A 24,978-nucleotide genomic window follows, 5' to 3' on the forward strand; every position below is an offset into this window, starting at 1 on the left:
GCTCCGGCGACCTGCTCCGCACCGTGGACGGCCGCCGCGTCGACCGGCTGCCCGTCTCCGACGTGGTGGCCCTGCTGCGCGGCGACCGCACCGGCGCGAAGGCCGGGAGCACGGTCAGCCTCGGCGTCCTCCGGGGCTCCGCCAGCCGGACCGAGACGCTGCGCCGGGCCCGGCTCACGGTCGAGTCGGTGACCGTGCGGCGGGTCGGGGAGCGGCGCTCGGGCCCGTCCGGGGCGGTGCGCATCGCGGTCGCCTCGTTCACCAAGGGCTCCGGGGCGGCCGTGCGCGACGCGGTCCGGGACGCGCCCTCCGGTGCCGGGGTGCTGCTGGACCTGCGGGGGAACCCGGGCGGCCTGGTCGACGAGGCGGTCACCGCCGCCTCCGCGTTCCTGGACGGCGGCCTGGTGGCCACGTACGACGTGCACGGAGAGCAGCGCGCCCTGTACGCGCGGTCGGGCGGGGACACCGGGCGCCCCGTCGTCGTGCTGGTCGACGGGGGGACGATGAGCGCGGCCGAGCTGGTCACGGGGGCGCTCCAGGACCGGGGCCGGGCGGTCACGGTCGGTTCGCGGACCTTCGGCAAGGGGTCCGTGCAGATGCCCAGCAAGCTCGCGGGCGGCTCGGTGGCCGAGCTGACCGTGGGCCACTACCGCACACCGGCGGGCCACCATGTCGACGGCGAGGGCATCACACCGGACCTCGCGGTGAGCACGCGGGCCCAGGAACGGGCCGAGACGGTATTGAGTGGCCTCGGGGGCGGGTCGTAGTGCGAAAATGGCCGCACTATGGCTAAGGAAAAGGACACCGGGCGCAAGCTCATCGCGCAGAACAAGAAGGCGCGCCACGACTACACCATCCTCGACACCTACGAGTGCGGCCTCGTGCTCATGGGGACCGAGGTCAAATCCCTCCGTATGGGGCGGGCATCCCTGGTCGACGGCTTCGTCCAGATCGACGGCGGCGAGGCGTGGCTGCACAACATCCACGTCCCGGAGTACGTCCAGGGCACCTGGACCAACCACTCCGCCAAGCGCAAGCGCAAGCTGCTGATGCACCGGGCCGAGATCGACAAGCTGGAGTCGAAGTCGCAGGAGACCGGCCACACCATCGTGCCGCTCTCGCTGTACTTCGTGAACGGCCGGGTCAAGGCCGAGATCGCGCTCGCGAAGGGCAAGAAGGAGTACGACAAGCGGCAGACGCTGCGGGAGAAGCAGGACACGAGGGAGACGAACCGCGCCATCGCGGCGGCCCGACGCCGTCAGCGGAGCGCCTGATCCGGACCCGGTACCCGCCGCCGGCCCCTCCGGCGGGAATACGCTGGCATCGTCGTGCGTTGGTCACGTACGATGGCAACGCACCCCACGGAGGGTGTGGCACCACCTTGAAAAATCAACATGGGGATGATCGGTTTCGACAGCGGATGTCGAAGCAGGGGAAGCGAGTCGAGGAAGCGGCAATGATCTCGTAAACCATATGTCGCAACCAATAATCGCCAATTCCAAGCGCGATTCCTCCGCCTTCGCCCTCGCTGCCTAATTAGCAGCTAAGCGAAGACTCTGCGGAGTGTCAGCCCGGGGGTGATCCCGACCCGGATCCTGGCATCATCAAGGGATCTAAACTTCTGAGTCCGGTCACGGGTCTCAGAAGGAAATCAAACAGTGACTGGGCCTGTCGGAGGCTTGTCCGCGTGACCTCCGAGGCCGAGAAAAGCGTAGCGGACTGCACTCGGAGAAGCCCTGGTTCCGCACCGTTGGACGCGGGTTCGATTCCCGCCATCTCCACAAATTCCCATGTGAGCGAGGACCCCGCTGCCACCGGCAGCGGGGTCCTCGCTTTTTGCGCCTCCGGGTGTGCCCGGAGGCCGGGCGTGCGCTACATTCATGGCCCGGGTGCACTGTGGTAGGGGGCGCGTGGACGAGTGGGGGCCCGTCCTGCGACACACGACAGGGGCAGTTGCGCGCACCCGTTCCTGAGTGGGGGAAGTGCGTACACCTGTGGAAACTTGGCGTGAAGGTGCCCATGCGGGGCACACACACGAGCCGAACGAAGTCACCATCCAACTGGACGGAATCGGACGGCAGCTCTCTGAGCTGCTGCCGGAACCATCCGCTCCGGACGATTCCGACGGCCCCGTCTTCGTGGACGAGAGCGGCCGGCGCGGCAAGACGCTGCGACGGCTCGGCTGGGTCCTGGCCGCGGTCTTCGTCTGCTACGCGATGACCCTGGTCGTCGCCGTGCTCGGCGGCAACTCCAGCGCACCCTTCCTCCCGCTCTCCAACCAGGAGCAGCAGGACACGGGCAGCACCGATCCGACGGCTCCGGACGCCGGCCTTCCCACCGGCGTGTCCCCGGCCCCCGCGCAAGAACAAGAAGGCGCCAACTAGATGACCACCCCTGCCCCCCGGGGCAGGCGCAACTCCCACCGGAAGAAGCAGACCCGCCGGCGCAGACTCCCCATGCGCTACATGCTGCCGCTCCTCTTCCTCGTTGCCCTGCTCGCCATGCTGATGCTGCGTGGCTACGTGCACAGCGAAATCCTCGCCGACTTCCGGGTCCGGCCTCCCGTCGCGACCGACCGGGTGCCCGAGCAGGTGCTGGAGGGCGGGCCGGTCATCGACGCGCGCTCCACCACCGAGCCCGCGAAGACCCTGCGCATCCCGGACCACCGGATCGTGCTGACCTTCGACGACGGCCCGGACCCGGAGTGGACGCCGAAGGTGCTGGACGAGCTGAAGAAGTACGACGCCCACGGCGTCTTCTTCGTCACCGGCACCATGGCCTCGCGCTACCCGGACCTGGTCGAGCGCATGGTCGAGGAGGGGCACGAGGTCGGGCTGCACACCTTCAACCACCCCGACCTCTCCTACCAGTCCACCGGCCGCATCGACTGGGAGCTGTCCCAGAACCAGCTGGTGCTGGCCGGTGCCGCGGGCATCCGCACCTCGCTCTTCCGGCCGCCCTACTCCTCGTTCGCCGACGCCATGGACAACAAGTCCTGGCCGGTCACGCAGTACATCGGCAGCCGCGGCTACCTCACCGTCGTCAACAACACGGACAGCGAGGACTGGAAGCGGCCGGGCGTCAAGGCGATCATCGACCGGGCCACGCCCAAGCACGGCAAGGGCGCGATCATCCTGATGCACGACTCCGGGGGGAACCGGTCCCAGACCGTCACCGCCCTGGGGAAGTTCCTGCCGGAGATGCAGAAGCAGGGGTACACGTTCGACAACCTCACGCGCGCCCTCGGCGCGCCCAGCGCGCACACCCCGGTCACCGGTTTCGACCTCTGGAAGGGCAAGGCGTTCGTCTGGGCCGTGGGCGTCTCGGAGCACATCACCGATGTGATGGTGGCCGGGCTCGCCGTGATCGGGGTACTGGTCTTCGCCCGCTTCGGGCTGATGCTGGTGCTCTCCTTCATCCACGCCCGCCGGGTCCGCGGACAGGGCTTCCGCTGGGGCGAACCCGTCACCCGCACGGTGACCGTCCTGGTGCCCGCGTACAACGAGAAGAAGTGCATCGCGAACACGGTGCGTTCGCTCCTGGCAAGTGACTATCCGGTCGAAGTCATCGTGATCGACGACGGCTCCACGGACGGCACGGCGGACATCGTCCAGCGGATGCGGCTGCCCAACGTGCGGGTGGTCCGCCAGCGCAACGCGGGCAAGCCCGCCGCCCTGAACAACGGCATCGCGCACGCCCGCAACGACATCATCGTGATGATGGACGGCGACACGGTCTTCGAGCCGACCACCATCCGCGAGCTGGTGCAGCCCTTCGGCGACCCGCGCGTCGGGGCCGTCGCCGGCAACGCCAAGGTCGGCAACCGCGACTCGCTGATCGGCGCCTGGCAGCACATCGAGTACGTGATGGGCTTCAACCTCGACCGCCGCATGTACGACGTGCTGCGCTGCATGCCCACCATCCCCGGCGCGGTCGGCGCCTTCCGGCGCGAGGCGCTGGGACGGGTCGGCGGCATCAGCGAGGACACCCTCGCCGAGGACACCGACGTGACGATGGCCCTGCACCGGGACGGCTGGCGCGTCGTCTACGCGGAGAACGCCCGCGCCTGGACCGAGGCGCCGGAGACCGTGCAGCAGCTCTGGTCGCAGCGCTACCGGTGGTCGTACGGCACCATGCAGGCGATCTGGAAGCACCGCAGGGCGGTCATCGAGCGCGGGCCCTCGGGCCGGTTCGGCCGCGTCGGACTGCCGTTCGTCTCGCTGTTCATGGTCGTCGCCCCGCTGCTCGCCCCGCTCATCGACGTCTTCCTGCTGTACGGGCTCGTGTTCGGGCCCACCGAGAAGACCGTCGGCGCGTGGCTCGGCGTCCTCGCGGTGCAACTGGTGTGTGCCGCGTACGCCTTCCGGCTCGACCGGGAGCGCATGACCCACCTGCTCTCGCTCCCCCTCCAGCAGGTCCTCTACCGGCAGCTCATGTACGTGGTGCTGCTCCAGTCCTGGATCACCGCCCTCACCGGCGGCCGGCTGCGCTGGCAGAAGCTGCGGCGTACGGGGGTCGTGGACGCGCCCGGCGCGACGCCGTCCCCCCGCGCGCGCACCCACGAGCGGAGGCCCGTCGCATGACGCACCCCCAGCAGTCCTACGGGAAGCCGCACGCGGACGAGCAGACCATGGCGCTGCGCGTGGTGCTGCCCGCCCCCGCCGCCGGGCCCGTCCCGGCCGACGAACCCGCCCCGGTGCCCGCCAAGGCCGGCCGGGACCGCTATCTCGACCTGCTGCGGGCCGTCGCGCTCGTCCGGGTCGTCGTCTTCCACCTCTTCGGCTGGGCCTGGCTGACCGTCGTGTTCCCGTCCATGGGCGTCATGTTCGCCCTGGCCGGATCGCTGATGGCCCGGTCGCTCGCCCGGCCCGCGTGGAGCGTGATCCGCTCCCGCGTACGCAGGCTGCTGCCGCCCATGTGGGCGTTCGCGGCCGTCGTCGTGCCCATGGTCTTCGCGCTCGGCTGGAAGCCGGTGCGCGAGGAGGGCGTCTGGTGGTTCCTGAAGCTGGGGTGCTACATCCTGCCGATCGGCACCCCGCCCTTCCCCTGGGAGAACGGCTCCGAGGGCGGCTGGCTGGAAACCTCCTGGGCCGAGCAGGGCATCGGGCCGCTCTGGTACATCCGCGCCTACCTGTGGTTCGTGCTGGCCTCCCCGCTGCTGCTCAAGGCGTTCCGGAAGCTGCCCTGGGTCACCCTGCTCGCCCCGATCGGGCTCACCGCCGTCATCGGCACCGGTCTGGTCACCGTGGACGGTGCGACCGGTGAGGGCCTGGTGGACTTCGCGGTCTTCGGATCCTGCTGGATCCTCGGCTTCGCGCACCACGACGGGCTGCTGAAGACCGTCCCGCGCTACCTCGCCGTGTCGCTGGCCGCGATGCTGATGGCCTTCGCGCTGTGGTGGGGCGCCCACCACCTCACCGAGGAGGGCTGGAACCTGGACGAGATCCCGCTCGCCCAGGCCACCTGGTCGCTCGGGTTCTGCATGATCCTGCTCCAGTACGCCCCCTCCTGGCGGGAGCTGCCGGGGCGGCTGGCCGGGTGGGACAGCCTGGTCACCCTCGCCAACAACCGGGCGGTGACCATCTACCTGTGGCACAACATGCTGCTGATGGCCACCTTCCCCATCATCGACCTCCTCTGGGAGGTGCCCTGGGTCGGCGACCACCTCGGCACCTACATCGACCGCGCGGACAACGCCCTGGCGCTGATCATCGTCTGGCCGCTGATCGGACTGATGATCCTCGCCGTCGGCTGGGTCGAGGACCTCGCCGCCAGGCGCCGCCCGAGGCTCTGGCCCAACGGCGCCTCCCGCGCCCGTCCATGACCGCCTGCTCACCGGGCCCGGCCCGGCCCGGTGAGCGCACGGTTGCCCGCGGGTCCACAGCGCGGCACGGCACCGAAACGCGTGCTCCCTAGGTTCGGGACGACACCCCGACCACCCGTGGAGGCGCGTGATGGCAGGCCGTTGGATCGAGCACTGGGACCCGGAGGACGAGACCTTCTGGCGGGAGACCGGCGAGCGCGTCGCCCGCCGCAACCTCTGGTTCTCCGTCCTCTCCGAGCACATCGGATTCTCCGTCTGGACCCTGTGGTCGGTGATGGTGCTCTTCATGGGGCCCGAGTACGGGGTCGACCCGGCCGGCAAGTTCTTCCTGATCTCCACCGCGACCCTGGTCGGGGCCGTCGCCCGGGTGCCGTACACCTTCGCGGTCGCCCGGTTCGGTGGCCGGAACTGGACGGTGTTCAGCGCGCTCACCCTGCTCGTGCCGACGACCGCGGCCCTCGTCGTGATGGAGCCGGGCACCTCCTACGGCACCTTCCTCGCCGTCTCCGCGCTGACCGGCATCGGGGGCGGCAACTTCGCCTCGTCCATGACGAACATCAACGCCTTCTTCCCGCTGCGCAGGAAGGGCTGGGCGCTCGGGCTCAACGCGGGCGGCGGCAACATCGGCGTGCCCGTGGTGCAACTGGCCGGGCTCCTGGTCATCGGCACGGCGGGCGCCACGCACCCCAGGATCGTGCTCGCCGCGTACATCCCGCTGATCCTGCTCGCCGCGTGGTGCGCCGCGCGCTTCATGGACAACCTGGCGCCGGTGCGCAACGACACCGGGGCCGCGCGCGAGGCGGTGCGCGACCGGCACACCTGGATCATGGCGGTCCTCTACATCGGCACCTTCGGCTCCTTCATCGGCTACAGCTTCGCCTTCGGGCTCGTCCTCCAGACCCAGTTCGGACGGACCCCGCTCCAGGCGGCCTCGCTCACCTTCATCGGCCCGCTGCTCGGCTCGCTGATCCGGCCGGTCGGCGGCCGGCTCGCCGACCGGTACGGCGGGGCGCGCATCACCCTCGCCAACTTCGCCGCCATGGCCGCCGCGACCGGCGTCGTCGTGTACGCCTCCGAGATCGCCTCGCTCACCGTGTTCCTCGTCGGCTTCACCGCCCTGTTCGCGCTGTCCGGGCTCGGCAACGGGTCGACGTACAAGATGATCCCGGGCATCTTCCACGCCCGGGCGATCGCCCAGGGGCTGCGCGGCGAGGAGGCGGCGGCCCGGGGGCGGCGGATCTCCGGCGCCGCGATGGGGCTGATCGGCGCGGTCGGCGCGCTCGGCGGGCTCGCCATCAACCTGGCCTTCCGCCAGTCCTTCCAGACCTCGGGCACGGGCACGGCGGCCTTCTGGTCCTTCCTCGCCTTCTACGCCGTGTGCTCGGCGCTCACCTGGTCGGTATACCTTCGCCGCGCCGCGGCCGTACCGGCGAAGCCCCGGCTCGGCCACGCCGGGGTGTGATGATGGACGGGCGGCGCCGGGCGACGTAACGAGCGGGAAATACAGCTGAACCGGGTCTGTCACGCGGCGTTGGCAGGCTCGGTCCTCCGCACCATCGAGCAGCAGCGGGACGAGAGCCGGGTAGACCTCATGCACGACGGACAGCACGACGACCGACAGCACGACGACGCACCGCACGGGCCCCTCGCGGGCTTCACGGTCGGGGTCACCGCCGCACGCCGGGCCGAGGAGCTGGGCACGCTGCTGCGGCGCCGGGGCGCCACCGTGGTGCACGCGCCGGCCCTGCGGATCGTGCCGCTCGCCGACGACGGCGAACTGCTCGCCGCGACCGAGCAACTGGTCGCCGAGAAGCCCGACGTGGTCGTCGCCACCACCGCGATCGGCTTCCGCGGCTGGATCGAGGCGGCCGACGGCTGGGGCATCGGCGACCGGCTCCTGGACACCCTGCGCGGGGTCGAACTCCTGGCGCGCGGCCCCAAGGTGAAGGGCGCGGTCCGCGCCGCCGGGCTCACCGAGGCGTGGTCCCCGGCCTCCGAGTCCATGGCGGAGGTCCTGGAACGGCTCCTGGAGGAGGGTGTACGGGGCCGCCGCGTCGCGCTCCAGCTGCACGGCGAACCCCTCCCCGGCTTCGTGGAGTCGCTGCGCGAGGCCGGGGCCGAGGTGGTCGGCGTCCCCGTCTACCGCTGGATGCCGCCGGAGGACCTCGCGCCCCTGGACCGGCTCCTCGACCTGACCGCCGCCCGCGCCCTGGACGCGCTGACCTTCACCAGCGCCCCGGCGGCGGCCTCGCTGCTCGGCCGCGCCGAGGAACGCGGACTGCTCACCGAGGTCGTCACGGCGCTGCGCGGAGACATCGTGCCGGCCTGCGTCGGGCCGGTCACCGCCGTGCCGCTGCAGGCGCGCGGGATCGACACCGTCCAGCCGGAGCGCTTCCGGCTCGGCCCGCTCGTCCAGCTCATCTGCCGTGAACTGCCCGCCCGTGCCCGTACGCTGCCGGTCGCCGGGCACCGCGTCGAGATCCGGGGCCACGCCGTCCTGGTGGACGACGAGCTGCGCGCGGTCCCGCCCGCCGGGATGGCCCTGCTGCACGCCCTGGCCCGGCGCCCCGGCTGGGTGGTCTCGCGCGCCGACCTGCTGCGCGCCCTGCCCGGCAGCGGCACCGACGAGCACGCGGTCGAGACCGCGATGGCCAGGCTCCGCACCGCGCTCGGGGTGCCCCGGCTGATCCACACGGTCGTCAAACGCGGTTACCGGCTGGCGCTCGACCCGGCGGCGGACGCCAAGTACGCGGGGGCTTGACCGGCCGGATAGCGTGCTGGACATGATCGACGATGCCCATCCGCTCGACGCGGCGATACGGCTGCGCCCCGTCAGGCTGTCCGACGCCGCCTCCCGCGCCGAGGCGCTGATCCGCAGCCGGGCGTACATGCGCCCCTGGGAGCCCGTGCGCCCCGAGTCCTTCTACACCGAGGAGGGCCAGCGCGAGCGGCTGGCCGGGCTGCTCGCGGAGCGGGCGGCGGGGCGCGTGATGCCGTGGGTGCTGAGCGACGCCGAGGACCGGGTGGTCGGCGGGTTCAACCTGAACGCCATCGTGCTCGGCTCCTTCCACAGCGCCGTCCTCGGCTATTGGGTGGACGTGGAGTACGCGGGCCGGGGTCTGGCCACGGCCGCCGTGCGCCGGATCTGCGAGCTGGCCCGCGACGAACTGCGTCTGCACCGGATCGAGGCGGCCACGGTCCTGCACAACACCGCGTCCCAGCGGGTCCTCGCCAAGTGCGGGTTCGAGGAGTTCGGGGTCGCCCCGCGCTATATGCACATCGACGGAGAATGGCGCGACCACCGCATCTTCCAGCGCATCCTGCACGACGGCCCGGCGACCGGGATCGTCTAGGGCGTGTTTCGAAAGTAGCGCCGTCCGCCCGGAGGGCGGGTCCGGCGGCGTCTGGTGCGTGCGATCGCAAGGCGGAGGGTCGCCCCGATACTGGGTGTATCGGGGTGATCCCGACAACGCGGCGAGCGTGCGTGCCAGGCGTCGCCGGACAGGCGGGACTTTCGAAACACGCCCTAGGGCCTGTCCGGCGGGACTTCCCGGACGCGCCCCCGGAGCCCGCGCGTGTGCAGGTGCCCCTCGCGCGGCCACGGCGGGGCCGGCGGCAGCACCCCGGTGAGCGGGTACCCGGCCTTCTCCGCGACCCGGCACGAGGCCGCGTTGTCCACCTGGTGCAGCAGTTCGAGGCGTACGAGCCCGGCGTCGGCGAACGTCTCGGACGCCCAGGCGGACAGCGCTTCGAGGGCGCGCGGGGCGATGCCCCGGCCCCGGGCGGGCGCGACGGTCCAGTACCCCACCTCGGCCGAGGGCGCGCCGGGCTCCGGGAACGACAGGGCGACGTTGCCCACCGGGCCGGGCCCGAGCTCCGTGTCCACCACCGCGAAGCTGTGCCGCAGCCCGGTCGCCCGGCCCTCCTCCTGGGCCCGCAGCCAGCGCGCGGCCGCCTCCTCGTCCGCCACCGGCGCCCGCGAACCGGCCTGCACGGCGGGGTCGCGGTACGCGTCGAGGAGCACGCCCAGGTCACCCGGCTGCCAGGGCCGCAGCACCAGGGAACCGGCCGGCGGACGGGCATCGCGCGCGTGGGCGTTCATCCGCTCATCGTACGAGGGGGGTTCGAACGGCCCCCGGCAGGTGCGCGAAGGGCCCCCGTCGCATAAGGTTGACGGCTGCCCAATGCACGTCAGAAGGGGGCCTCGGTGGCCGCGCAGGATGCCGCTGTCGATTCGTTGCGGGACCGGGAAATCGGTGTCGAGCAGGAACATCTCGACCGGGTGTACCACCGTCTCGAGGAGAAGATCCACGAGGCGGAATTTCTCATGGACGACGCCGTCAAGCGCGGCCAGGTCGGGACCCCGGGGGCGCTCGCCGAGCGCGACGCCCAGGTGTTCCGCGCCGGAATCCACCTCAACCGGCTGAACAGCGAGTTCGAGGACTTCCTCTTCGGGAGGATCGACCTCCTGCTCGGCAAGGACGGCGAACGCGGACCGGACGGTGCCTACACCTCCGTCGAGCCCGCCGACGACGTCGTGCGCGCGGACGGCTCCGCTGACATCGCCGAGACGCTGCACATCGGCCGGATCGGGGTCCTCGACTCCGACTACGCGCCCCTCGTCATCGACTGGCGGGCTCCGGCCGCGGCCCCGTTCTACCGCTCCACGCCCAAGGAACCGGGCCGGGTGGTCCGCCGCCGCGTCATCCGCTCCAAGGGCCGCCGGGTCCTCGGCGTCGAGGACGACCTGATGCGCCCCGAGCTGACCGCGTACCTGGACGGCGAGAAGCTCCCGGTCGTCGGCGACGGCGCCCTGATGGCCGCGCTCGGCCAGGCCCGCAGCCACACCATGCGGGACATCGTCTCGTCCATCCAGGCCGAGCAGGACCTCGTCATCCGGGCCCCCGCCGCCTCCGTCACCGAGGTCTCCGGCGGCCCCGGCACCGGCAAGACCGCGGTCGCCCTGCACCGCGCCGCGTACCTGCTCTACCAGGACCGGCGGCGGTACGCGGGCGGCATCCTCGTCGTCTCCCCGACGCCCCTGCTGGTGGCGTACACCGAGGGCGTGCTGCCCTCGCTCGGCGAGGAGGGCCAGGTCGCGATCCGCGCGGTCGGCTCGCTGTCCGACGACGCGGCGGGGCCCGAGGGCGCCACCGCGTACGACGAGCCCGCCGTCGCCCGGATCAAGGGGTCCTCGCGGATGCTCCCGGTGCTCCGCAAGGCGGCGCGCGGCGCGCTGGAACAGCCCGCGCCCCGGACCCCCGCCGGCGGGCAGCTGGAGTTCGGTGCGGCCGAGGAGGCCCCGCGGCCCGCCGGCACGCCGACCCGGTTGCGCGTGGTCGCCTTCGGCGCCCGGGTCGAGCTCCAGGAGGAGGATCTGCGGCGCATCCGCAACAACGTCCTCGGCGGGACCGCCCCGGTCAACCTGCTGCGCCCGCGCGCCCGCCGGCTGCTGCTCGACGCGCTGTGGAACCGCTCCTCCGGCCGGGGCCGCTACACCGACCCGGAGCTGGCGGCGGAGCTGCGCAGCTCGTTCGACGAGGACGTGTCCACGGAGACCCCGTTCGTCGAGTTCCTGGACGCCTGGTGGCCCGAGCTGACCCCGCGCGGGGTGCTCGCCGCGATGGCCGACGAGAAGCGGCTCGCCCGGTGGGCGCGGCGCACGCTCAACCAGGGCGAGGTGCGCCGGCTCGCACGCTCCCTGCGGCGCCTGGACGCCGCCGGTCAGGGGCCGCTCTCCGTGCACGACGTGGCGATCCTGGACGAGCTGCAGACGCTGCTCGGCACCCCGAGCCGCCCCCGGCGCAAGCGCGAGGCGGACCCGCTGGACCAGCTCACCGGGCTGGAGGAGCTGATGCCCCGCCGCGAGGAGACCCAGTGGGAGCGGGCCGAACGGCTCGCCGCGGAGCGCACCGAGTACGCCCACGTCATCGTGGACGAGGCGCAGGACCTCACGCCCATGCAGTGGCGGATGGTCGGCCGGCGCGGCCGGCACGCCACCTGGACGATCGTCGGGGACCCGGCGCAGTCCTCCTGGTCCGACCCGGACGAGGCGGCGGCCGCCCGTGACGAGGCCCTGGGCAGCCGTCCGCGCCGGAACTTCACGCTGACCGTCAACTACCGCAACCCGGCCGAGATCGCCGAGCTGGCCGCGAAGGTGCTGGCCCTCGCCATGCCCGGCATGGAGTCCCCGGCCGCCGTCCGCTCCACGGGCGTGGTCCCGCGCTTCGAGACCGTACGGGGCGACGACCTGGCCGGGACCGTGCGCGAGGAGGCGCGGCGGCTGCTCGCCGAGGTGGACGGCACGGTCGGGGTCGTCGTGGCGATGAACCGGCGCGCCCAGGCCCGCGAGTGGCTGGCGGAGCTGGGGGACCGGGTGGTGGCGCTCGGCAGCCTGGAGGCCAAGGGTCTGGAGTACGACGCGACGGTGGTCGTCTCGCCGGCCGAGATCGCGGACGAGTCCCCGGCCGGGCTGCGCGTGCTGTATGTGGCGCTGACCCGGGCGACCCAGCAGCTGACCGTGGTGTCGGGGGAGCGGGACCTGCCGGACGAGGACGGGGTGCCGGACCTGCTCAGGGACTGAGGGGGGCGGGCGGGGCGGGGCGGATTCCGGTCAACCCGCGCCGCGGGAATCGCTTTTCCAGGTGATTTGTTAGCCTGGGTGTGGCACCGGCTCGATCCAAGCCCCCGGGCCCAACCTTAGTCGCTTCGAGCGACCACTTGCCGCGAGGCGAGCATGGCGGGCCGGTGTCGTCAACTGAAGAAGAGGCCCGCGTCACCTTCCGGTGGCGCGGGCCTCTTCGCGTTCCCGGGCAGGGGTTCCGCTGCGCCGCACTATCTCGTATGGTGGAAAACAGTTTCCGCGCTGCGACAGTCATTAACGGCTACTCGTCGGTAGGTGCGAATATCGGAAGGCGTGTCCGCTGCCGGGCCTGCTCGGAGCTCGGACGCGCGTAGCAATGAAGCTAGGCCCCAAGAAAGCGAAGGACTCGGCCATGGCAACGGCGCCCAGCGTCTCGTACTCGATGACGGTCAGGCTGGAGGTGCCCGCGAGCGGCACCGCGGTCTCTCAGCTCACCACGGCCGTGGAGTCCTCCGGCGGTTCGGTCACCGGCCTCGACGTGACCGCTTCCGGCCACGAGAAGCTGCGGATCGACGTCACGATCGCCGCCTCCTCCACCGCGCACGCCGACGAGATCGTCGAGGGGCTGCGCGGTATCGAGGGCGTCATCCTCGGCAAGGTCTCCGACCGTACGTTCCTCATGCACCTCGGCGGCAAGATCGAGATGGCGTCCAAGCACCCCATCCGCAACCGCGACGACCTCTCGATGATCTACACCCCCGGCGTGGCCCGGGTCTGCATGGCGATCGCCGAGAATCCCGAGGACGCCCGCCGCCTCACCATCAAGCGCAACTCCGTCGCAGTCGTGACGGACGGCTCCGCCGTGCTCGGCCTCGGCAACATCGGCCCGAAGGCCGCGCTGCCCGTCATGGAGGGCAAGGCGGCCCTCTTCAAGCGCTTCGCCGGCATCGACGCGTGGCCGATCTGCCTGGACACCCAGGACACCGACGCGATCGTCGAGATCGTCAAGGCGATCGCGCCGGGCTTCGCCGGGATCAACCTGGAGGACATCTCCGCGCCGCGCTGCTTCGAGATCGAGGCCCGGCTGCGCGAGGCCCTCGACATCCCCGTCTTCCACGACGACCAGCACGGCACCGCCATCGTCGTCCTGGCCTCGCTGACCAACGCCCTGCGCGTGGTGGGCAAGGCCATCGGCGACGTGCGGGTCGTCATGTCCGGCGCCGGAGCGGCCGGTACGGCCATCCTGAAGCTCCTCATCGCCGCGGGCGTCAAGCACGCCGTCGTCGCCGACATCCACGGCGTGGTGCACTCCGGCCGCGAGGACCTGCGGTCCGCCGACCCGGACTCGCCGCTGTGCTGGATCGCCGACAACACCAACCCGGAGAACATCACCGGCACCCTCAAGGAGGCCGTGGTCGGGGCCGACGTCTTCATCGGCGTCTCCGCCCCCAACGTGCTGGACGGGGACGACGTGGCGGCCATGGCGGACGGCGCGATCGTGTTCGCGCTCGCGAATCCGGACCCCGAGGTCGACCCGGCGATCGCCCGCCGCACCGCCGCCGTCGTGGCCACGGGGCGCTCGGACTTCCCGAACCAGATCAACAACGTGCTGGTCTTCCCCGGCGTCTTCCGCGGCCTGCTCGACGCCCAGTCCCGCACCGTCAACACGGACATGATGCTCGCCGCCGCGCGCGCCCTGGCCGGCGTGGTCGCCGAGGACGAGGTGAACGCGAACTACATCATCCCGTCGGTCTTCAACGACAAGGTCGCCGGCGCGGTCGCCGGGGCCGTCCGGGACGCCGCGCGGGCCGCCGGAGCCACTGTGACGGCGCCCACGTCGCCCTGACTCCGGCGCGTCGCGGGTCGCGGCGCCCCAAACGCCCCTTTAGGGTGGGCGGGCGACGCGTCCCGCGGAGCCCCGCACCCGCTGCGGACGGCTCCGGGGGAGTCGACGGGACGTCACCACGATGAGGCAGTGGTGCTGTTCGCGCGGCTCCCGGGGGGTGCCGGATTGGCTTTCCCGCCGCAGGTGGGGGCAGGATGTTTCCTCAAGGACTACGTCCAGGGGAGACCCCACAGGGCGCGAGGTCTACCGGACCCTCTCAAGGGCGGACCCGGGTACGGGGACCGTCCGAGGGCCCTGGCAGCATCGGCTTCGATCTCACGCCTCACAGGCAAGAAGAACACGGGAGTAACAACATGAACCGCAGTGAGCTGGTGGCCGCCCTGGCCGACCGTGCCGAGGTGACCCGCAAGGACGCCGACGCCGTGCTGGCCGCTCTCGCCGAGACCGTCGGTGAGGTCGTCGCCAAGGGCGACGAGAAGGTCACCATCCCCGGTTTCCTGACCTTCGAGCGCACCCACCGTGCCGCTCGCACCGCTCGTAACCCGCAGACCGGCGACCCGATCAACATCCCGGCCGGCTACAGCGTGAAGGTCTCCGCGGGCTCGAAGCTCAAGGAAGCCGCCAAGGGCAAGTAAGACCCCTGGGCACCACGAAGGGCGGGCACCCCGTACGGGGTGCCCGCCCTTCGGCATTCGGCCCGCAGAGGGGCCTTTCCGCGCCTGTCGGCGGCACACAGGCCGGTTCCGGGCTACCGGTGCCAGGAGCGGCGCCCCTACATTGGGCCCCCGGCCCGGGTCAGGGACCGGCGACCGCTGACGAACCAGCACCCGGGGGGACCGTGTCCAAGCACGCCACGCTGCACATCCGGCGCCGCACCGCGCTGCGCTACCTGGCCCTGGGGGCCGCCGCCTCACTCGTTTCGGCCTGCGGGGGCAACGGGACGGGCGGTGGACCGAGACAGCAGGCGATCAAGGCCTTCGTCGTGGGCAAGTGGCGTTACCGGGCGGAGGGCGCGAATGTCGAAGCCACCCTCACCGTCCACGAGGACGGGACCTGGGAGAGCGACCAGTGGGACGGCATCACCGGGACGTGGCGCTCCGACGGCGACGGCGTGTCCGTGGACGCCCCGGACGGTTTCGGGGCCGGTGACGAGGAGGTGGGGTCCGCGCTGTCGGTCAGCGGCTTTCCGGGGGCGATCCCGTCGGACTACGACGGCGACTGCGCATACGCGCCCGGCTGGGACGGGCTGCCGGTGGACACCCTCCACATGCGCGTGACGGGGCGCGACGTCCGGCTCACCCTGTCCCGGGGCACCGAGAAGGGCGCCGTGATCAACTGCAAGCGCCTCTGAACGGGCAAGGCCCCGGCGCAACCGGGTCCCGCCCGCCGGAGACGGGGGCGGGACCCGGTTGCGCCGGGGCCGGAAGCGCCGCTCAGACCAGCGAGCCGCCCGGCAGCTCCACCTTCGCGCCCAGCTTCTCCAGCTTGTCCATGAAGTTCTCGTAGCCCCGGTTGATCAGGTCGATGCCGTGCACCCGGGAGGTGCCCTGCGCCGCGAGGGCGGCGATCAGGTACGAGAAGCCGCCGCGCAGGTCCGGGATGACCAGGTCCGCGCCCTGGAGCTTCGTGGGGCCCGACACGACCGCGGAGTGCAGGAAGTTGCGCTGGCCGAAGCGGCAGTCCGAGCCGCCCAGGCACTCGCGGTAGAGCTGGATGTGCGCGCCCATCTGGTTCAGCGCGGACGTGAAGCCGAGCCGGGACTCGTACACGGTCTCGTGCACGATGGAGAGGCCCGCGGCCTGCGTCAGCGCGACCACCAGCGGCTGCTGCCAGTCCGTCTGGAAACCGGGGTGCACGTCCGTCTCCAGCGCGATGGCGTTGAGCGCGCCGCCCGGGTGCCAGAAGCGGATGCCCTCGTCGTCGATCTCGAAGGCGCCGCCCACCTTGCGGTAGGTGTTCAGGAACGTCATCATCGAGCGCTGCTGGGCGCCCCGGACGTAGATGTTGCCCTCGGTCGCCAGCGCGGCGGACGCCCAGGAGGCGGCCTCCAGGCGGTCCGGGAGGGCGCGGTGGGTGTAGCCGTCGAGGCGGTCCACACCGGTGATCCGGATGGTCCGGTCGGTGTCCATCGAGATGATCGCGCCCATTTTCTGCAGGACGCAGATCAGGTCCTCGATCTCCGGCTCCACGGCCGCGTTCGACAGCTCCGTGACGCCCTCGGCGAGCACCGCGGTCAGCAGCACCTGCTCGGTGGAGCCCACCGAGGGGTACGGCAGCCGGATCTTGGTGCCGCGCAGCCGCTGCGGGGCCTCCAGGTACTGCCCGTCCGCCCGCTTCTCGATGGTCGCGCCGAACTGGCGCAGCACGTCGAAGTGGAAGTCGATCGGCCGGCCGCCGATGTCGCAGCCGCCGAGCCCCGGGATGAAGGCGTGGCCCAGGCGGTGCAGCAGCGGCCCGCAGAACAGGATCGGGATGCGCGAGGAGCCCGCGTGGGCGTCGATGTCGGCGACGTTGGCGCTCTCGACGTGCGTGGGGTCCAGGACCAGCTCGCCCGGCTCCTCGCCGGGCCGGACCGTCACCCCGTGCAGCTGGAGCAGCCCCCGCACCACGCGTACGTCGCGGATGTCGGGCACGTTGCGCAGCCGGCTGGGCCCGCTGCCGAGCAGCGCGGCGACCATCGCCTTGGGCACCAGGTTCTTGGCGCCTCGGACGCGGATCTCGCCCTCCAGCGGGGTTCCGCCGTGGACAAGCAGGACATCGTCTGTGCCGGTCATGAATCTCGCGTTCCGGAGTGGTCGGGCAGGGGGCCAAACGAAAGGGTAATGGCCCCGCACCCCCGTTCCGTAGGGGAACGGGTGGTGTACGAACGTCATGAATCCGCCACAACACGCTCCGCAGTACGGGGCGTGCGGAGGGTCACCGTCCGGATCGGCGATCCGGCCGTGCGCTCCTCGTGCACCCGTGCGCCCTGAGCTGCGCTCGGGCACCGAGCGCGACGAGCACGTCACTTGGCCCCCGCCGCGGCCGGAGATGCGGGATCATTTCTGCCATGACCGAGGTGTCCTCGCTCACAGGGCGGCTGCTCGTGGCCGCGCCCGCCCTGGCGGACCCGAACTTCGACCGCGCGGTCGTGCTGCTCCTCGACCACGACGAGGAGGGCTCCCTCGGCGTGGTCCTCAACCGGCCGACCCCGGTGGGCGTCGTGGACATCCTGACGGCCTGGGCCGGGCTGACCGGCGAGCCGGAGGTCGTCTTCCAGGGCGGCCCGGTCTCGCTGGACTCCGCCCTCGGGGTCGCCGTGATCCCGGGCGGCGAGGGCCCCCTCGGCTGGCGCCGGGTGTACGGCGCGATCGGCCTGGTGGACTTGGAGGCGCCGCCCGAACTGCTGGCGGCGGCCGTGGGCTCGCTGCGGATCTTCGCGGGGTACGCGGGCTGGGGGCCGGGCCAGCTGGAGCGCGAGCTGTCCGAGGGCGCCTGGTACGTGGTGGAGTCGGAGCCCGGCGACGTGTCCTCGCCGCGCCCGGAGGGCCTGTGGCGCGCGGTCCTGCGCCGGCAGCGCAGCGAACTGGCCATGATCGCCACGTATCCGGACGACCCTTCGCTGAACTGATGTCCCGTTCTTCAGTACGCTTGGCGGTTATGAGCACTCTTGAGCCCGAGCGCGGGGCAGGTACCGGAACCCTCGTGGAGCCGACGCCGCAGGTGTCGAACGGCGACGGCGACCACGAGCGCTACGCCCATTACGTCCAGAAGGACAAGATCATGGCGAGCGCCCTGGAGGGCACCCCCGTGGTCGCACTGTGCGGCAAGGTCTGGGTACCGGGGCGCGACCCCAAGAAGTACCCGGTCTGCCCGATGTGCAAGGAGATCTACGAGTCCATGGGCGCCGGCGGCGACAAGGGCAAGGGCGGCAAGGACAAGAACTAGGCCACCGGTACGGCCGACAGCTGAACGCCCGGGAGACCCCCGGGGCACGCGTCCGCGTGCCCCGGGGGTCTTTCGCGTGCCGTTGCACGGGGTGCTCCGCCAGGTCACGGAGTGGTGCAGACGTGGTGCAGACCACTTGTCGCCGTCCCCGACCCGACCTACTCTCCTGCCTGTTGTGCAGAACGAAACGTGCGTTGCGCATGTTGCAACGCTGACCGGTAGGGGTTCCCGGATGAAGTTCTCTGCCCGAATCGCCGCGCCGGCCGCGGCGCTCGTCCTGGCGGGCCTCACCGCCACCGCCTGCGCGCCGCAGACCTCCGACACCGGAGCCAAGGGCGACGAGAAGACCGGCACACTGCGTGTCTGGCTGTTCCAGGAGGTCGGCAACAAGCCGAAGGAGAAGGTGGTCGACACCGCGGTCGCCGCCTTCAGGAAGGGCCACAAGGACGCGAAGGTCGAGATCGAGTACATCCCGGTCGAGACCCGCGCCCAGCGTGTCAAGGCCGCCTTCAACGACCCGAAGAGCGCCCCCGACCTCATCGAGTACGGCAACACCGACACCGCCGGCTACGTCAAGGACGGCGGGCTGGCCGACATCACGTCCGAGTTCGGGGCCTGGGCGGACGCCAAGGACACCGACCCGGCCGCCAGGCAGTCCGTGACGGTCGACGGCAAGGTCTACGGGGCACCGCTCTTCGTCGGCGTACGCGCGCTGTACTACCGCACCGACGTCTTCGCGGACCTGGGCATCCAACCGCCCAAGTCCCAGGCCGAACTGATCTCCACCGCCCAGAAGATCCACAAGAAGAAGCCGGACCTGTACGGGCTCGCCGTCGGCGGCGCCTACACCTACGGCGCGATGCCCTTCATCTGGGCCAACGGCGGCGAACTGGCCGACCGGGAGGGCTCCTCGTACACGTCGGCCATCAACAGCGCGAAGGCCCGCAAGGGTATCGAGGCGTACACCTCGCTGTTCGGCGCCGGCAACTGCCCGCCCGCCAAGTGCGCGGCCATGGGCGGCAACGCGACCGTCACCGCCTTCGCCTCCGGCAAGGCCGCCATGGCCATCGGCGGCGACTTCAGCCACGCGGCCGTCGAGGCGGGAAGCGTCAAGGGCACGTACGCGGTGGTCCCGCTGCCCGGCGTGGCCGAGGGGTCCATAGCCCCCGCGTTCGCCGGCGGCAACAACATCGGCGTGCTGAAGAGCAGCGGCCACCGCACCCTGGCCGTCGACCTGCTGAAGGAGCTGACCGGCAAGGCGTCCCAGGCCCGCATGTTCGACGCGATGGGCTTCCTGCCGACCTACACCGACGTCCGCGCCGCCGCCGCGAAGCGCGAGCCGTTCGTCGAACCCTTCGTCAAGACGCTCGGCGCGGGTGCCAAGTTCGTACCCGCCTCCCCGGCCTGGGGGCAGATCGACTCCTCACTGATCCTGCCCACGATGTTCCAGGAGATCGTCAGCGGCCGTAAGGACGTGGCGAAGGCGGCCGGCGACGCCGCGAAGAAGATGGACGCGGCGTTCGCCGAAGCGGGCTGACGATGACCGCGAACAGCACGGCGTACAAAGCGCCCCCCACGCCCCGCCCGCGCCGCCGGTCCGCATCCCCGGCCCGGCGGCCGGGCTGGACCCCCTGGCTCTACCTGCTGCCCGCGCTCGTCCTGCTCGGCGGGCTGCTGGTCTACCCGATCTACCAGCTCGGCCTGATCTCCTTCCTGGAGTACACCCAGGCCCAGGTCAGCGGCGGCGAACCGGCCACCTTCCAGGGGTTCGGCAACTACACCGCCCTCTTCGGGGACGGCCAGTTCTGGCAGGTCCTCCTCGCCACCGTGGTCTTCGCCGCGGCCTGTGTCCTCGCCACCCTGCTCACCGGCTGCGCGCTGGCCGTCCTGCTGACCCGGATACGGGCCGTGCCCCGGCTCGCCCTCATGCTGGCCGCGCTCGGCGCCTGGGCGACCCCCGCGATCACCGGGTCGACCGTCTGGGTCTTCCTCTTCGACGCCGACTTCGGCCCGGTCAACCGGGTCCTGGGGCTCGGGGACCACTCGTGGACGTACGGGCGCTACAGCGCCTTCGCGCTGGTGCTCCTCGAAGTCCTGTGGTGCTCCTTCCCGTTCGTGATGGTCACCGTGTATGCGGGCATCCGGGCGATCCCCACCGAGGTCCTCGAGGCGGCGGCGCTCGACGGGGCCTCGCAGTGGCGGATCTGGCGTTCCGTCACGGCCCCGATGCTGCGGCCGATCCTGACCGTCGTCACCATCCAGTCGGTCATCTGGGACTTCAAGGTGTTCACCCAGATCTACGTCATGACCAACGGCGGCGGGATCGCCGGGCAGAACCTGGTGCTCAACGTGTACGCGTACCAGAAGGCGTTCGCCTCCTCGCAGTACAGCCTCGGCTCCGCGATCGGCGTCGTGATGCTGCTGATCCTGCTCGCCGTCACGCTCGTGTACCTGCGCCTCGTACGCCGTCAGGGGGAGGAACTGTGAGTCCGTCCGTCCGCCGGCCCGGCCGGCTCGCCGCCGAGGCCGCGGCCCTGCTCATCGCCGCCGCCGTCGCCTTCCCGCTGTACTGGATGGTGCTCTCCGCCCTCAAACCGGCGGGCGAGGTCCAGTCCACGCACCCCAGGCCCTGGACCCTGTCGCCGACCCTGGACTCCTTCCGGCGGGTCTTCCAGCAGCAGGACTTCGGGCGCTACTTCCTCAACAGCCTGCTCGTCGCCGGTACGGTCGTCGTCGCCTCCGCGCTCATCGCGTTCCTGGCGGCCACCGCGGTCACCCGGTTCCGGTTCCGCTTCCGGACCACGCTGCTGATCATGTTCCTGGTCGCGCAGATGGTGCCGGTCGAGGCGCTGACGATCCCGCTGTTCTTCCTGATGCGCGACTTCGGCCAGCTGAACACGCTCGGCTCGCTGATCCTGCCGCACCTGGCGTTCTCGCTGCCGTTCGCGATCTGGATGCTGCGCGGCTTCGTCCGGGCCGTGCCGGAGGCCCTGGAGGAGGCCGCGTACATCGACGGGGCGAGCCGCACCCGCTTCCTGTGGCAGATCCTCTTCCCGCTGGTCCTCCCCGGCCTCGTGGCGACGAGCGTCTTCTCGTTCATCTCCACCTGGAACGACTTCCTGTTCGCGAAGTCGTTCATCATCAGCGACACCTCCCAGTCGACGCTCCCGATGGCGTTGCTGGTCTTCTTCAAACCCGACGAGAACGACTGGGGCGGGATCATGGCAGCCTCCACGGTGATGACCGTGCCCGTGCTGGTCTTCTTCGTACTCGTACAGCGACGCCTGGTCTCCGGACTCGGCGGAGCGGTTAAGGACTGACGTCATGGCCATGGAACTGATCCCGGCGCCCCAGCGCGCCGACGACCGGGGGCGCTGCGGATTCGTCCTCGACGCGTCCACCACCATCGCGGCGGCCCCGGGCACCGCGACCACCGAGCGCTGGCTGCGCGCCACCCTGGGCGCCGCCTTCGGCCTGCCCCTCGCCCCCGGCCCCGAGGACGCCCCGCGCGCCGTCGTGCTGCGCACCGACGCCACCCTGCCCCCCGAGGGCTACCGGCTCACCACCACACCCGACGAGGGCGTCCGCATCACCGGCGGCAGCCCCGCCGGGGTGTTCTGGGGCGCCCAGACCCTGCGCCAGCTGCTGGGCCCCGAGGCGTTCCGCCGGGCACCCGTGGGCGAGGCCGCCGCCCACGGCTTCGGGTACACCGACATCGAGGACGCGCCCCGCTTCGGCTGGCGCGGCCTGATGCTCGACGTGGCACGGCACTTCATGCCCAAGGACGACGTCCTGCGCTACCTCGACCTGCTCGCCGCCCACAAGCTGAACGTCTTCCACTTCCACCTGAGCGACGACCAGGGCTGGCGCGTCGAGATCAAGCGGTACCCCCGCCTCACCGAGGTCGCCGCCTGGCGCCCGCGTACGAAGTACGGCCACCGGGCCTCCGCACTCTGGGACGAGACCCCGCACGGCGGCTACTACACCCAGGACGACATCCGCGAGATCGTCGCCTACGCCGCCGCCCGGCACATCCGGGTCGTCCCCGAGATCGACATCCCCGGCCACTCGCAGGCCGCCATCAGCGCCTACCCGGAGCTCGGCAACACCGACGTCATCGACACCTCGGCGCTCGGCGTCTGGGACGACTGGGGCGTCACACCGAACGTCCTGGCCCCCGCCGACCACGTCCTGCGGTTCTACGAGGGCGTCTTCGAGGAACTCCTCGAACTGTTCCCGGCGGAGACCTCCCCGTTCGTCCACGTCGGCGGAGACGAGTGCCCCAAGGACCAGTGGAGGCGGTCGCCCGCCGCACAGGCCCGCATCAAGGAACTCGGCCTGGCGGACGAGGACGAGCTCCAGTCCTGGTTCATCCGCCACTTCGACACCTGGCTCACCGCGCGCGGGCGCCGCCTCATCGGCTGGGACGAGATCCTGGAGGGCGGCCTCGCACCCGGCGCCGCCGTCTCCTCCTGGCGCGGTTACGCGGGCGGCATCGCGGCCGCCGAGGCCGGGCACGACGTGGTCATGTGCCCCGAGCAGCAGGTCTACCTGGACCACCGTCAGCACGGCGGCCCCGACGAGCCGATGCCCATCGGATACGTCCGCACCCTGGAGGACGTCTACCGCTTCGAACCCGTGCCGCCGTCCCTGAGCGAGGAGGCGGTCCGGCACGTCATCGGCACCCAGGCCAACGTCTGGTCCGAGGTCATGCAGAACCGGGCCCGCGTCGACTACCAGGTCTTCCCCCGCCTCGCCGCCTTCGCGGAGGTCGCCTGGTCGGCCCTGCCCGCCCCGGACGAACGGGACTTCACCGATTTCGAGCGCCGCATGACCGCCCACTACGCCCGGCTCGACGCCCTCGGCGTCGGCTACCGGCCGCCGTCCGGACCGCTTCCCTGGCAGCAGCGCCCCGGCATCCTCGGACGCCCGATCGAGGGGGCACCCCCGAACGTGTGAGCCCGGCCCCGACCCGCTCTCCCGCCACCGCGGCCCCTGCGACCGTGGTGGCGGCGGCCGTTCGGAGCCGTGCCGCCCCGGTAACGGAGAAAGCCGTACGGACATGCGGAAGACCGGCAAAGGGAGCTCACCGCCGAACCGGCGCGAAAACCGGACCATTACCCTGACCATGGACGGATACACCCTTCGCGGACCTGCGCGTCGGACCGGTCCGAAGATGTGCCAGAGTTGCCACGTCCGGGCTTCGAGCACGTACCGTACGGCGAAACAGGCGGGAGCGCCGGGACACCGGGAAGGGGCAGCTGGGTTGACCACGCACGCACCGCAGGCGACGCAGTCCGTGACGCTGCCTGCCTCGCTGGACGAGGCGGTGGCGGCACTCGGCGCCATGCCGGCCGCCGTCCCCGTGGCAGGCGGCACGGACCTGATGTCGGCCGTCAACAAGGGGCTCCTGCGCCCCTCCGGTCTGGTCGGGCTCGGCCGGATCAGCGAGCTGCGCGGCTGGCACTACCAGGACGGGCACGCCCTGCTGGGCGCCGGCCTGACCCACGCCCGCATGGGACGGCCCGACTTCGCCGCCCTGATCCCCGCGCTCGCCGCCTCCGCCCGCGCCGCCGGCCCCCCGCAGATCCGGAACGCCGGCACGCTCGGCGGCAACATCGCGACCGCCGCCCCGACCGGGGACACGCTGCCGGTGCTCGCCGCGCTGGAGGCCGAGCTCGTCATCGCCGGACCCGGCGGCGCCCGTCGCGAGATCCCCGTCTCCCACCTGCTGGCCGGCCGCGAGATGCTGGAGCCCGCCGAGCTGATCGGCTTCGTCCGGGTGCCCCTGCTGCACGCCCCGCAGGTGTTCCTCAAGGCCACCGGCCGCACCGGGCCCGGCCGCGCCACCGCCTCCGTCGCGATCGTCCTCGACCCGGCCAGGCGCGGGGTGCGCTGCGCGGTCGGTGCCATCGCGCCGATGCCGCTGCGCCCGCTGGAGGCGGAGCACTGGATCGCCTCGCTGATCGACTGGGACGGGGCGCGCGGCCTCGCGCCCGACGCGCTGGCCGCCTTCGGCGAGTACGTCGCGGCCGCCTGCGTCCCCGACCCCGGACCACCCGCCGACGGGGGAGAGGCACCACCGCCGTCCCCCGCCGTACTGCACCTGCGGCGCACCGTCGCCGCGCTCGCCCGACGCGCGCTGGGGAGGGCACTGTCGTGAGCAAGGAGAACCCCGCCGAGCAGCACGGGGGCTGGCAGCCGACCCCGCAGGGCGACTACGACGGCGACGCGACGGCCTTCGTCCAGTTGCCGCCGGAGGACCTGGCGGACATCCCGCTGGCCGCGCCCGGCCACGGTTACACCCCGCCGATGATCCTGCCGCTGACCCCGGCCGCCGGCCTCGACCCGGCGGCCACCGGCAACTGGACCGTCCCCGCCCAGGACCAGCAGCCGGTGCCGGACGCGGTGCACTGGCCCGACCCGAACCAGCAGTCCGGCTACGGCTACCCGCACCCCGAGGCCGAGCCGCACACCGGCTCGTACCAGGAGCCGTACGGTACGGACCCGGCCCCCACCGGCCAGTGGTCGGTGGACACCTCGTCCTGGCCGGCCCCGGCCGCCCCGCTCTCGGACGACTCCGCCGAGCTGTACACCCCGCCCCCCGCCGCCGACTGGTACGCGGACCGCCCGGCCACCCTGCCGGGCGGCGCCCCGGCGCCCTGGGCGGTGCCGGACGCGGTCCAGGAGGAGGCACCCGAGGAGGTCGCGGAGGCGGAGGCGCCGGAGGGCGTCGCCGCCGAGAGCGCTCCCGAGGCGGCGGAGTCCGCCGACGCCGGGCAGCCCGAGCCGGAGGGC

The 24,978-nt window shown here is 71.9% G+C and carries 21 protein-coding genes, 1 other RNA gene and 1 pseudogene; 21 read left to right on the top strand and 2 right to left on the bottom strand.

The window, feature by feature from the left end; genetic code table 11:
• The 9 genes from G3I41_RS26805 to G3I41_RS26845 all read left to right on the top strand — a co-directional run.
• A partial coding sequence (locus tag G3I41_RS26805; RefSeq protein WP_239081856.1) for a S41 family peptidase occupies positions 1-767 on the top strand: 767 nt, incomplete at its 5' end.
• An 18-nt stretch (positions 768-785) separates the two neighbouring features.
• On the top strand, positions 786-1,274 hold the full coding sequence (gene smpB, locus G3I41_RS26810) for an SsrA-binding protein SmpB (protein ID WP_164402944.1): 489 nt from the start codon (positions 786-788) through the stop codon (positions 1,272-1,274).
• 122 nt (positions 1,275-1,396) lie between these two features.
• Positions 1,397-1,784, top strand: a transfer-messenger RNA (tmRNA) gene (gene ssrA / locus G3I41_RS26815).
• 354 nt (positions 1,785-2,138) lie between these two features.
• On the top strand, positions 2,139-2,384 hold the full coding sequence (locus G3I41_RS37715) for a DUF2975 domain-containing protein (RefSeq protein ID WP_343242231.1): 246 nt from the start codon (positions 2,139-2,141) through the stop codon (positions 2,382-2,384).
• Complete coding sequence (locus G3I41_RS26825) at positions 2,385-4,583, top strand: bifunctional polysaccharide deacetylase/glycosyltransferase family 2 protein (protein WP_164402946.1); 2,199 nt, start codon at positions 2,385-2,387, stop codon at positions 4,581-4,583. It begins immediately after the preceding gene.
• Complete coding sequence (locus tag G3I41_RS26830) at positions 4,580-5,824, top strand: acyltransferase (protein ID WP_164402947.1); 1,245 nt, start codon at positions 4,580-4,582, stop codon at positions 5,822-5,824. The genes G3I41_RS26825 and G3I41_RS26830 overlap by 4 nt, the downstream gene beginning before the upstream one ends.
• A gap of 130 nt (positions 5,825-5,954) precedes the next feature.
• A complete protein-coding gene (locus G3I41_RS26835; protein WP_164402948.1) occupies positions 5,955-7,286 on the top strand; it encodes a nitrate/nitrite transporter in 1,332 nt (443 codons plus the stop codon).
• A gap of 129 nt (positions 7,287-7,415) precedes the next feature.
• Complete coding sequence (locus G3I41_RS26840) at positions 7,416-8,585, top strand: uroporphyrinogen-III synthase (RefSeq protein WP_164402961.1); 1,170 nt, start codon at positions 7,416-7,418, stop codon at positions 8,583-8,585.
• 22 nt (positions 8,586-8,607) lie between these two features.
• A complete protein-coding gene (locus G3I41_RS26845; RefSeq protein WP_164402949.1) occupies positions 8,608-9,177 on the top strand; it encodes a GNAT family protein in 570 nt (189 codons plus the stop codon).
• A 173-nt stretch (positions 9,178-9,350) separates the two neighbouring features.
• On the opposite strand, the gene G3I41_RS26850 is transcribed toward G3I41_RS26845, so the two are convergent.
• Positions 9,351-9,926 carry a GNAT family N-acetyltransferase gene (locus G3I41_RS26850; protein WP_164402950.1) on the bottom strand — a complete coding sequence of 192 codons (576 nt, stop codon included), beginning with the start codon at positions 9,924-9,926 and terminating at the stop codon, positions 9,351-9,353.
• 105 nt (positions 9,927-10,031) lie between these two features.
• Between G3I41_RS26850 and G3I41_RS26855 the strand changes: the two genes are divergently transcribed.
• From G3I41_RS26855 to G3I41_RS26870, 4 genes are all read left to right on the top strand, one after another.
• Complete coding sequence (locus G3I41_RS26855) at positions 10,032-12,407, top strand: UvrD-helicase domain-containing protein (RefSeq protein ID WP_164402951.1); 2,376 nt, start codon at positions 10,032-10,034, stop codon at positions 12,405-12,407.
• A gap of 412 nt (positions 12,408-12,819) precedes the next feature.
• Positions 12,820-14,253 carry an NAD-dependent malic enzyme gene (locus G3I41_RS26860; RefSeq protein WP_164402952.1) on the top strand — a complete coding sequence of 478 codons (1,434 nt, stop codon included), beginning with the start codon at positions 12,820-12,822 and terminating at the stop codon, positions 14,251-14,253.
• Positions 14,254-14,606: 353 nt separating this feature from the next.
• The gene (locus G3I41_RS26865; protein WP_017237029.1) at positions 14,607-14,888 is read left to right on the top strand and encodes an HU family DNA-binding protein; all 282 of its coding nucleotides are present in this window, start codon (positions 14,607-14,609) and stop codon (positions 14,886-14,888) included.
• Positions 14,889-15,091: 203 nt separating this feature from the next.
• Positions 15,092-15,604 (top strand): hypothetical protein, encoded by a 513-nt coding sequence (locus tag G3I41_RS26870; RefSeq protein WP_164402953.1) that lies wholly within the window; start codon positions 15,092-15,094, stop codon positions 15,602-15,604.
• Between the two features lie 82 nt (positions 15,605-15,686).
• Here G3I41_RS26870 and murA read toward each other — a convergent pair whose 3' ends face one another.
• Positions 15,687-17,027, bottom strand: a complete 1,341-nt coding sequence (gene murA / locus G3I41_RS26875) for a UDP-N-acetylglucosamine 1-carboxyvinyltransferase (protein WP_018100785.1) — start codon at positions 17,025-17,027, stop codon at positions 15,687-15,689.
• Between the two features lie 275 nt (positions 17,028-17,302).
• Here murA and G3I41_RS26880 point away from each other — a divergent pair, with 275 nt between their 5' ends.
• The 8 genes and pseudogenes from G3I41_RS26880 to G3I41_RS26915 all read left to right on the top strand — a co-directional run.
• A complete protein-coding gene (locus tag G3I41_RS26880; protein ID WP_164402954.1) occupies positions 17,303-17,863 on the top strand; it encodes a YqgE/AlgH family protein in 561 nt (186 codons plus the stop codon).
• Between the two features lie 29 nt (positions 17,864-17,892).
• Positions 17,893-18,180: a DUF3039 domain-containing protein gene (locus tag G3I41_RS26885; protein ID WP_164402955.1), complete on the top strand. Its 288-nt coding sequence runs from the start codon at positions 17,893-17,895 to the stop codon at positions 18,178-18,180.
• 232 nt (positions 18,181-18,412) lie between these two features.
• Entirely contained in the window at positions 18,413-19,717 is a 1,305-nt protein-coding gene (locus G3I41_RS26890) for an extracellular solute-binding protein (RefSeq protein WP_164402956.1), read from the top strand.
• A gap of 2 nt (positions 19,718-19,719) precedes the next feature.
• The gene (locus G3I41_RS26895; protein ID WP_164402957.1) at positions 19,720-20,667 is read left to right on the top strand and encodes a sugar ABC transporter permease; all 948 of its coding nucleotides are present in this window, start codon (positions 19,720-19,722) and stop codon (positions 20,665-20,667) included.
• On the top strand, positions 20,664-21,500 hold the full coding sequence (locus G3I41_RS26900; protein ID WP_164402958.1) for a carbohydrate ABC transporter permease: 837 nt from the start codon (positions 20,664-20,666) through the stop codon (positions 21,498-21,500). The genes G3I41_RS26895 and G3I41_RS26900 overlap by 4 nt, the downstream gene beginning before the upstream one ends.
• 4 nt (positions 21,501-21,504) lie before the next feature.
• Positions 21,505-23,139: a beta-N-acetylhexosaminidase gene (locus G3I41_RS26905; protein WP_164402959.1), complete on the top strand. Its 1,635-nt coding sequence runs from the start codon at positions 21,505-21,507 to the stop codon at positions 23,137-23,139.
• A gap of 307 nt (positions 23,140-23,446) precedes the next feature.
• Positions 23,447-24,343, top strand: coding sequence for an FAD binding domain-containing protein (locus G3I41_RS26910; RefSeq protein WP_164402960.1), 897 nt, complete (start codon positions 23,447-23,449; stop codon positions 24,341-24,343).
• A pseudogene (locus G3I41_RS26915) lies at positions 24,340-24,978 on the top strand ((2Fe-2S)-binding protein); the annotation flags it as partial. The gene G3I41_RS26910 and the pseudogene G3I41_RS26915, both read left to right, overlap by 4 nt.

This window comes from Streptomyces sp. SID9727, assembly GCF_010550605.1.
Taxonomy (GTDB): domain Bacteria; phylum Actinomycetota; class Actinomycetes; order Streptomycetales; family Streptomycetaceae; genus Streptomyces.

What these genes read in the sequence shown, in the direction of transcription:
- smpB (WP_164402944.1), top strand. Translation starts at nt 786, where the DNA reads ATGGCTAAGGAAAAGGACACCGGGCGCAAGCTCATCGCGCAGAACAAG.
- G3I41_RS26825 (WP_164402946.1), top strand. Translation starts at nt 2,385, where the DNA reads ATGACCACCCCTGCCCCCCGGGGCAGGCGCAACTCCCACCGGAAGAAG.
- G3I41_RS26830 (WP_164402947.1), top strand. Translation starts at nt 4,580, where the DNA reads ATGACGCACCCCCAGCAGTCCTACGGGAAGCCGCACGCGGACGAGCAG.
- G3I41_RS26835 (WP_164402948.1), top strand. Translation starts at nt 5,955, where the DNA reads ATGGCAGGCCGTTGGATCGAGCACTGGGACCCGGAGGACGAGACCTTC.
- G3I41_RS26840 (WP_164402961.1), top strand. Translation starts at nt 7,416, where the DNA reads ATGCACGACGGACAGCACGACGACCGACAGCACGACGACGCACCGCAC.
- G3I41_RS26845 (WP_164402949.1), top strand. Translation starts at nt 8,608, where the DNA reads ATGATCGACGATGCCCATCCGCTCGACGCGGCGATACGGCTGCGCCCC.
- G3I41_RS26850 (WP_164402950.1), bottom strand. Translation starts at nt 9,926, where the DNA reads ATGAACGCCCACGCGCGCGATGCCCGTCCGCCGGCCGGTTCCCTGGTG.
- G3I41_RS26860 (WP_164402952.1), top strand. Translation starts at nt 12,820, where the DNA reads ATGGCAACGGCGCCCAGCGTCTCGTACTCGATGACGGTCAGGCTGGAG.
- G3I41_RS26865 (WP_017237029.1), top strand. Translation starts at nt 14,607, where the DNA reads ATGAACCGCAGTGAGCTGGTGGCCGCCCTGGCCGACCGTGCCGAGGTG.
- murA (WP_018100785.1), bottom strand. Translation starts at nt 17,027, where the DNA reads ATGACCGGCACAGACGATGTCCTGCTTGTCCACGGCGGAACCCCGCTG.
- G3I41_RS26880 (WP_164402954.1), top strand. Translation starts at nt 17,303, where the DNA reads ATGACCGAGGTGTCCTCGCTCACAGGGCGGCTGCTCGTGGCCGCGCCC.
- G3I41_RS26885 (WP_164402955.1), top strand. Translation starts at nt 17,893, where the DNA reads ATGAGCACTCTTGAGCCCGAGCGCGGGGCAGGTACCGGAACCCTCGTG.
- G3I41_RS26890 (WP_164402956.1), top strand. Translation starts at nt 18,413, where the DNA reads ATGAAGTTCTCTGCCCGAATCGCCGCGCCGGCCGCGGCGCTCGTCCTG.
- G3I41_RS26895 (WP_164402957.1), top strand. Translation starts at nt 19,720, where the DNA reads ATGACCGCGAACAGCACGGCGTACAAAGCGCCCCCCACGCCCCGCCCG.
- G3I41_RS26905 (WP_164402959.1), top strand. Translation starts at nt 21,505, where the DNA reads ATGGCCATGGAACTGATCCCGGCGCCCCAGCGCGCCGACGACCGGGGG.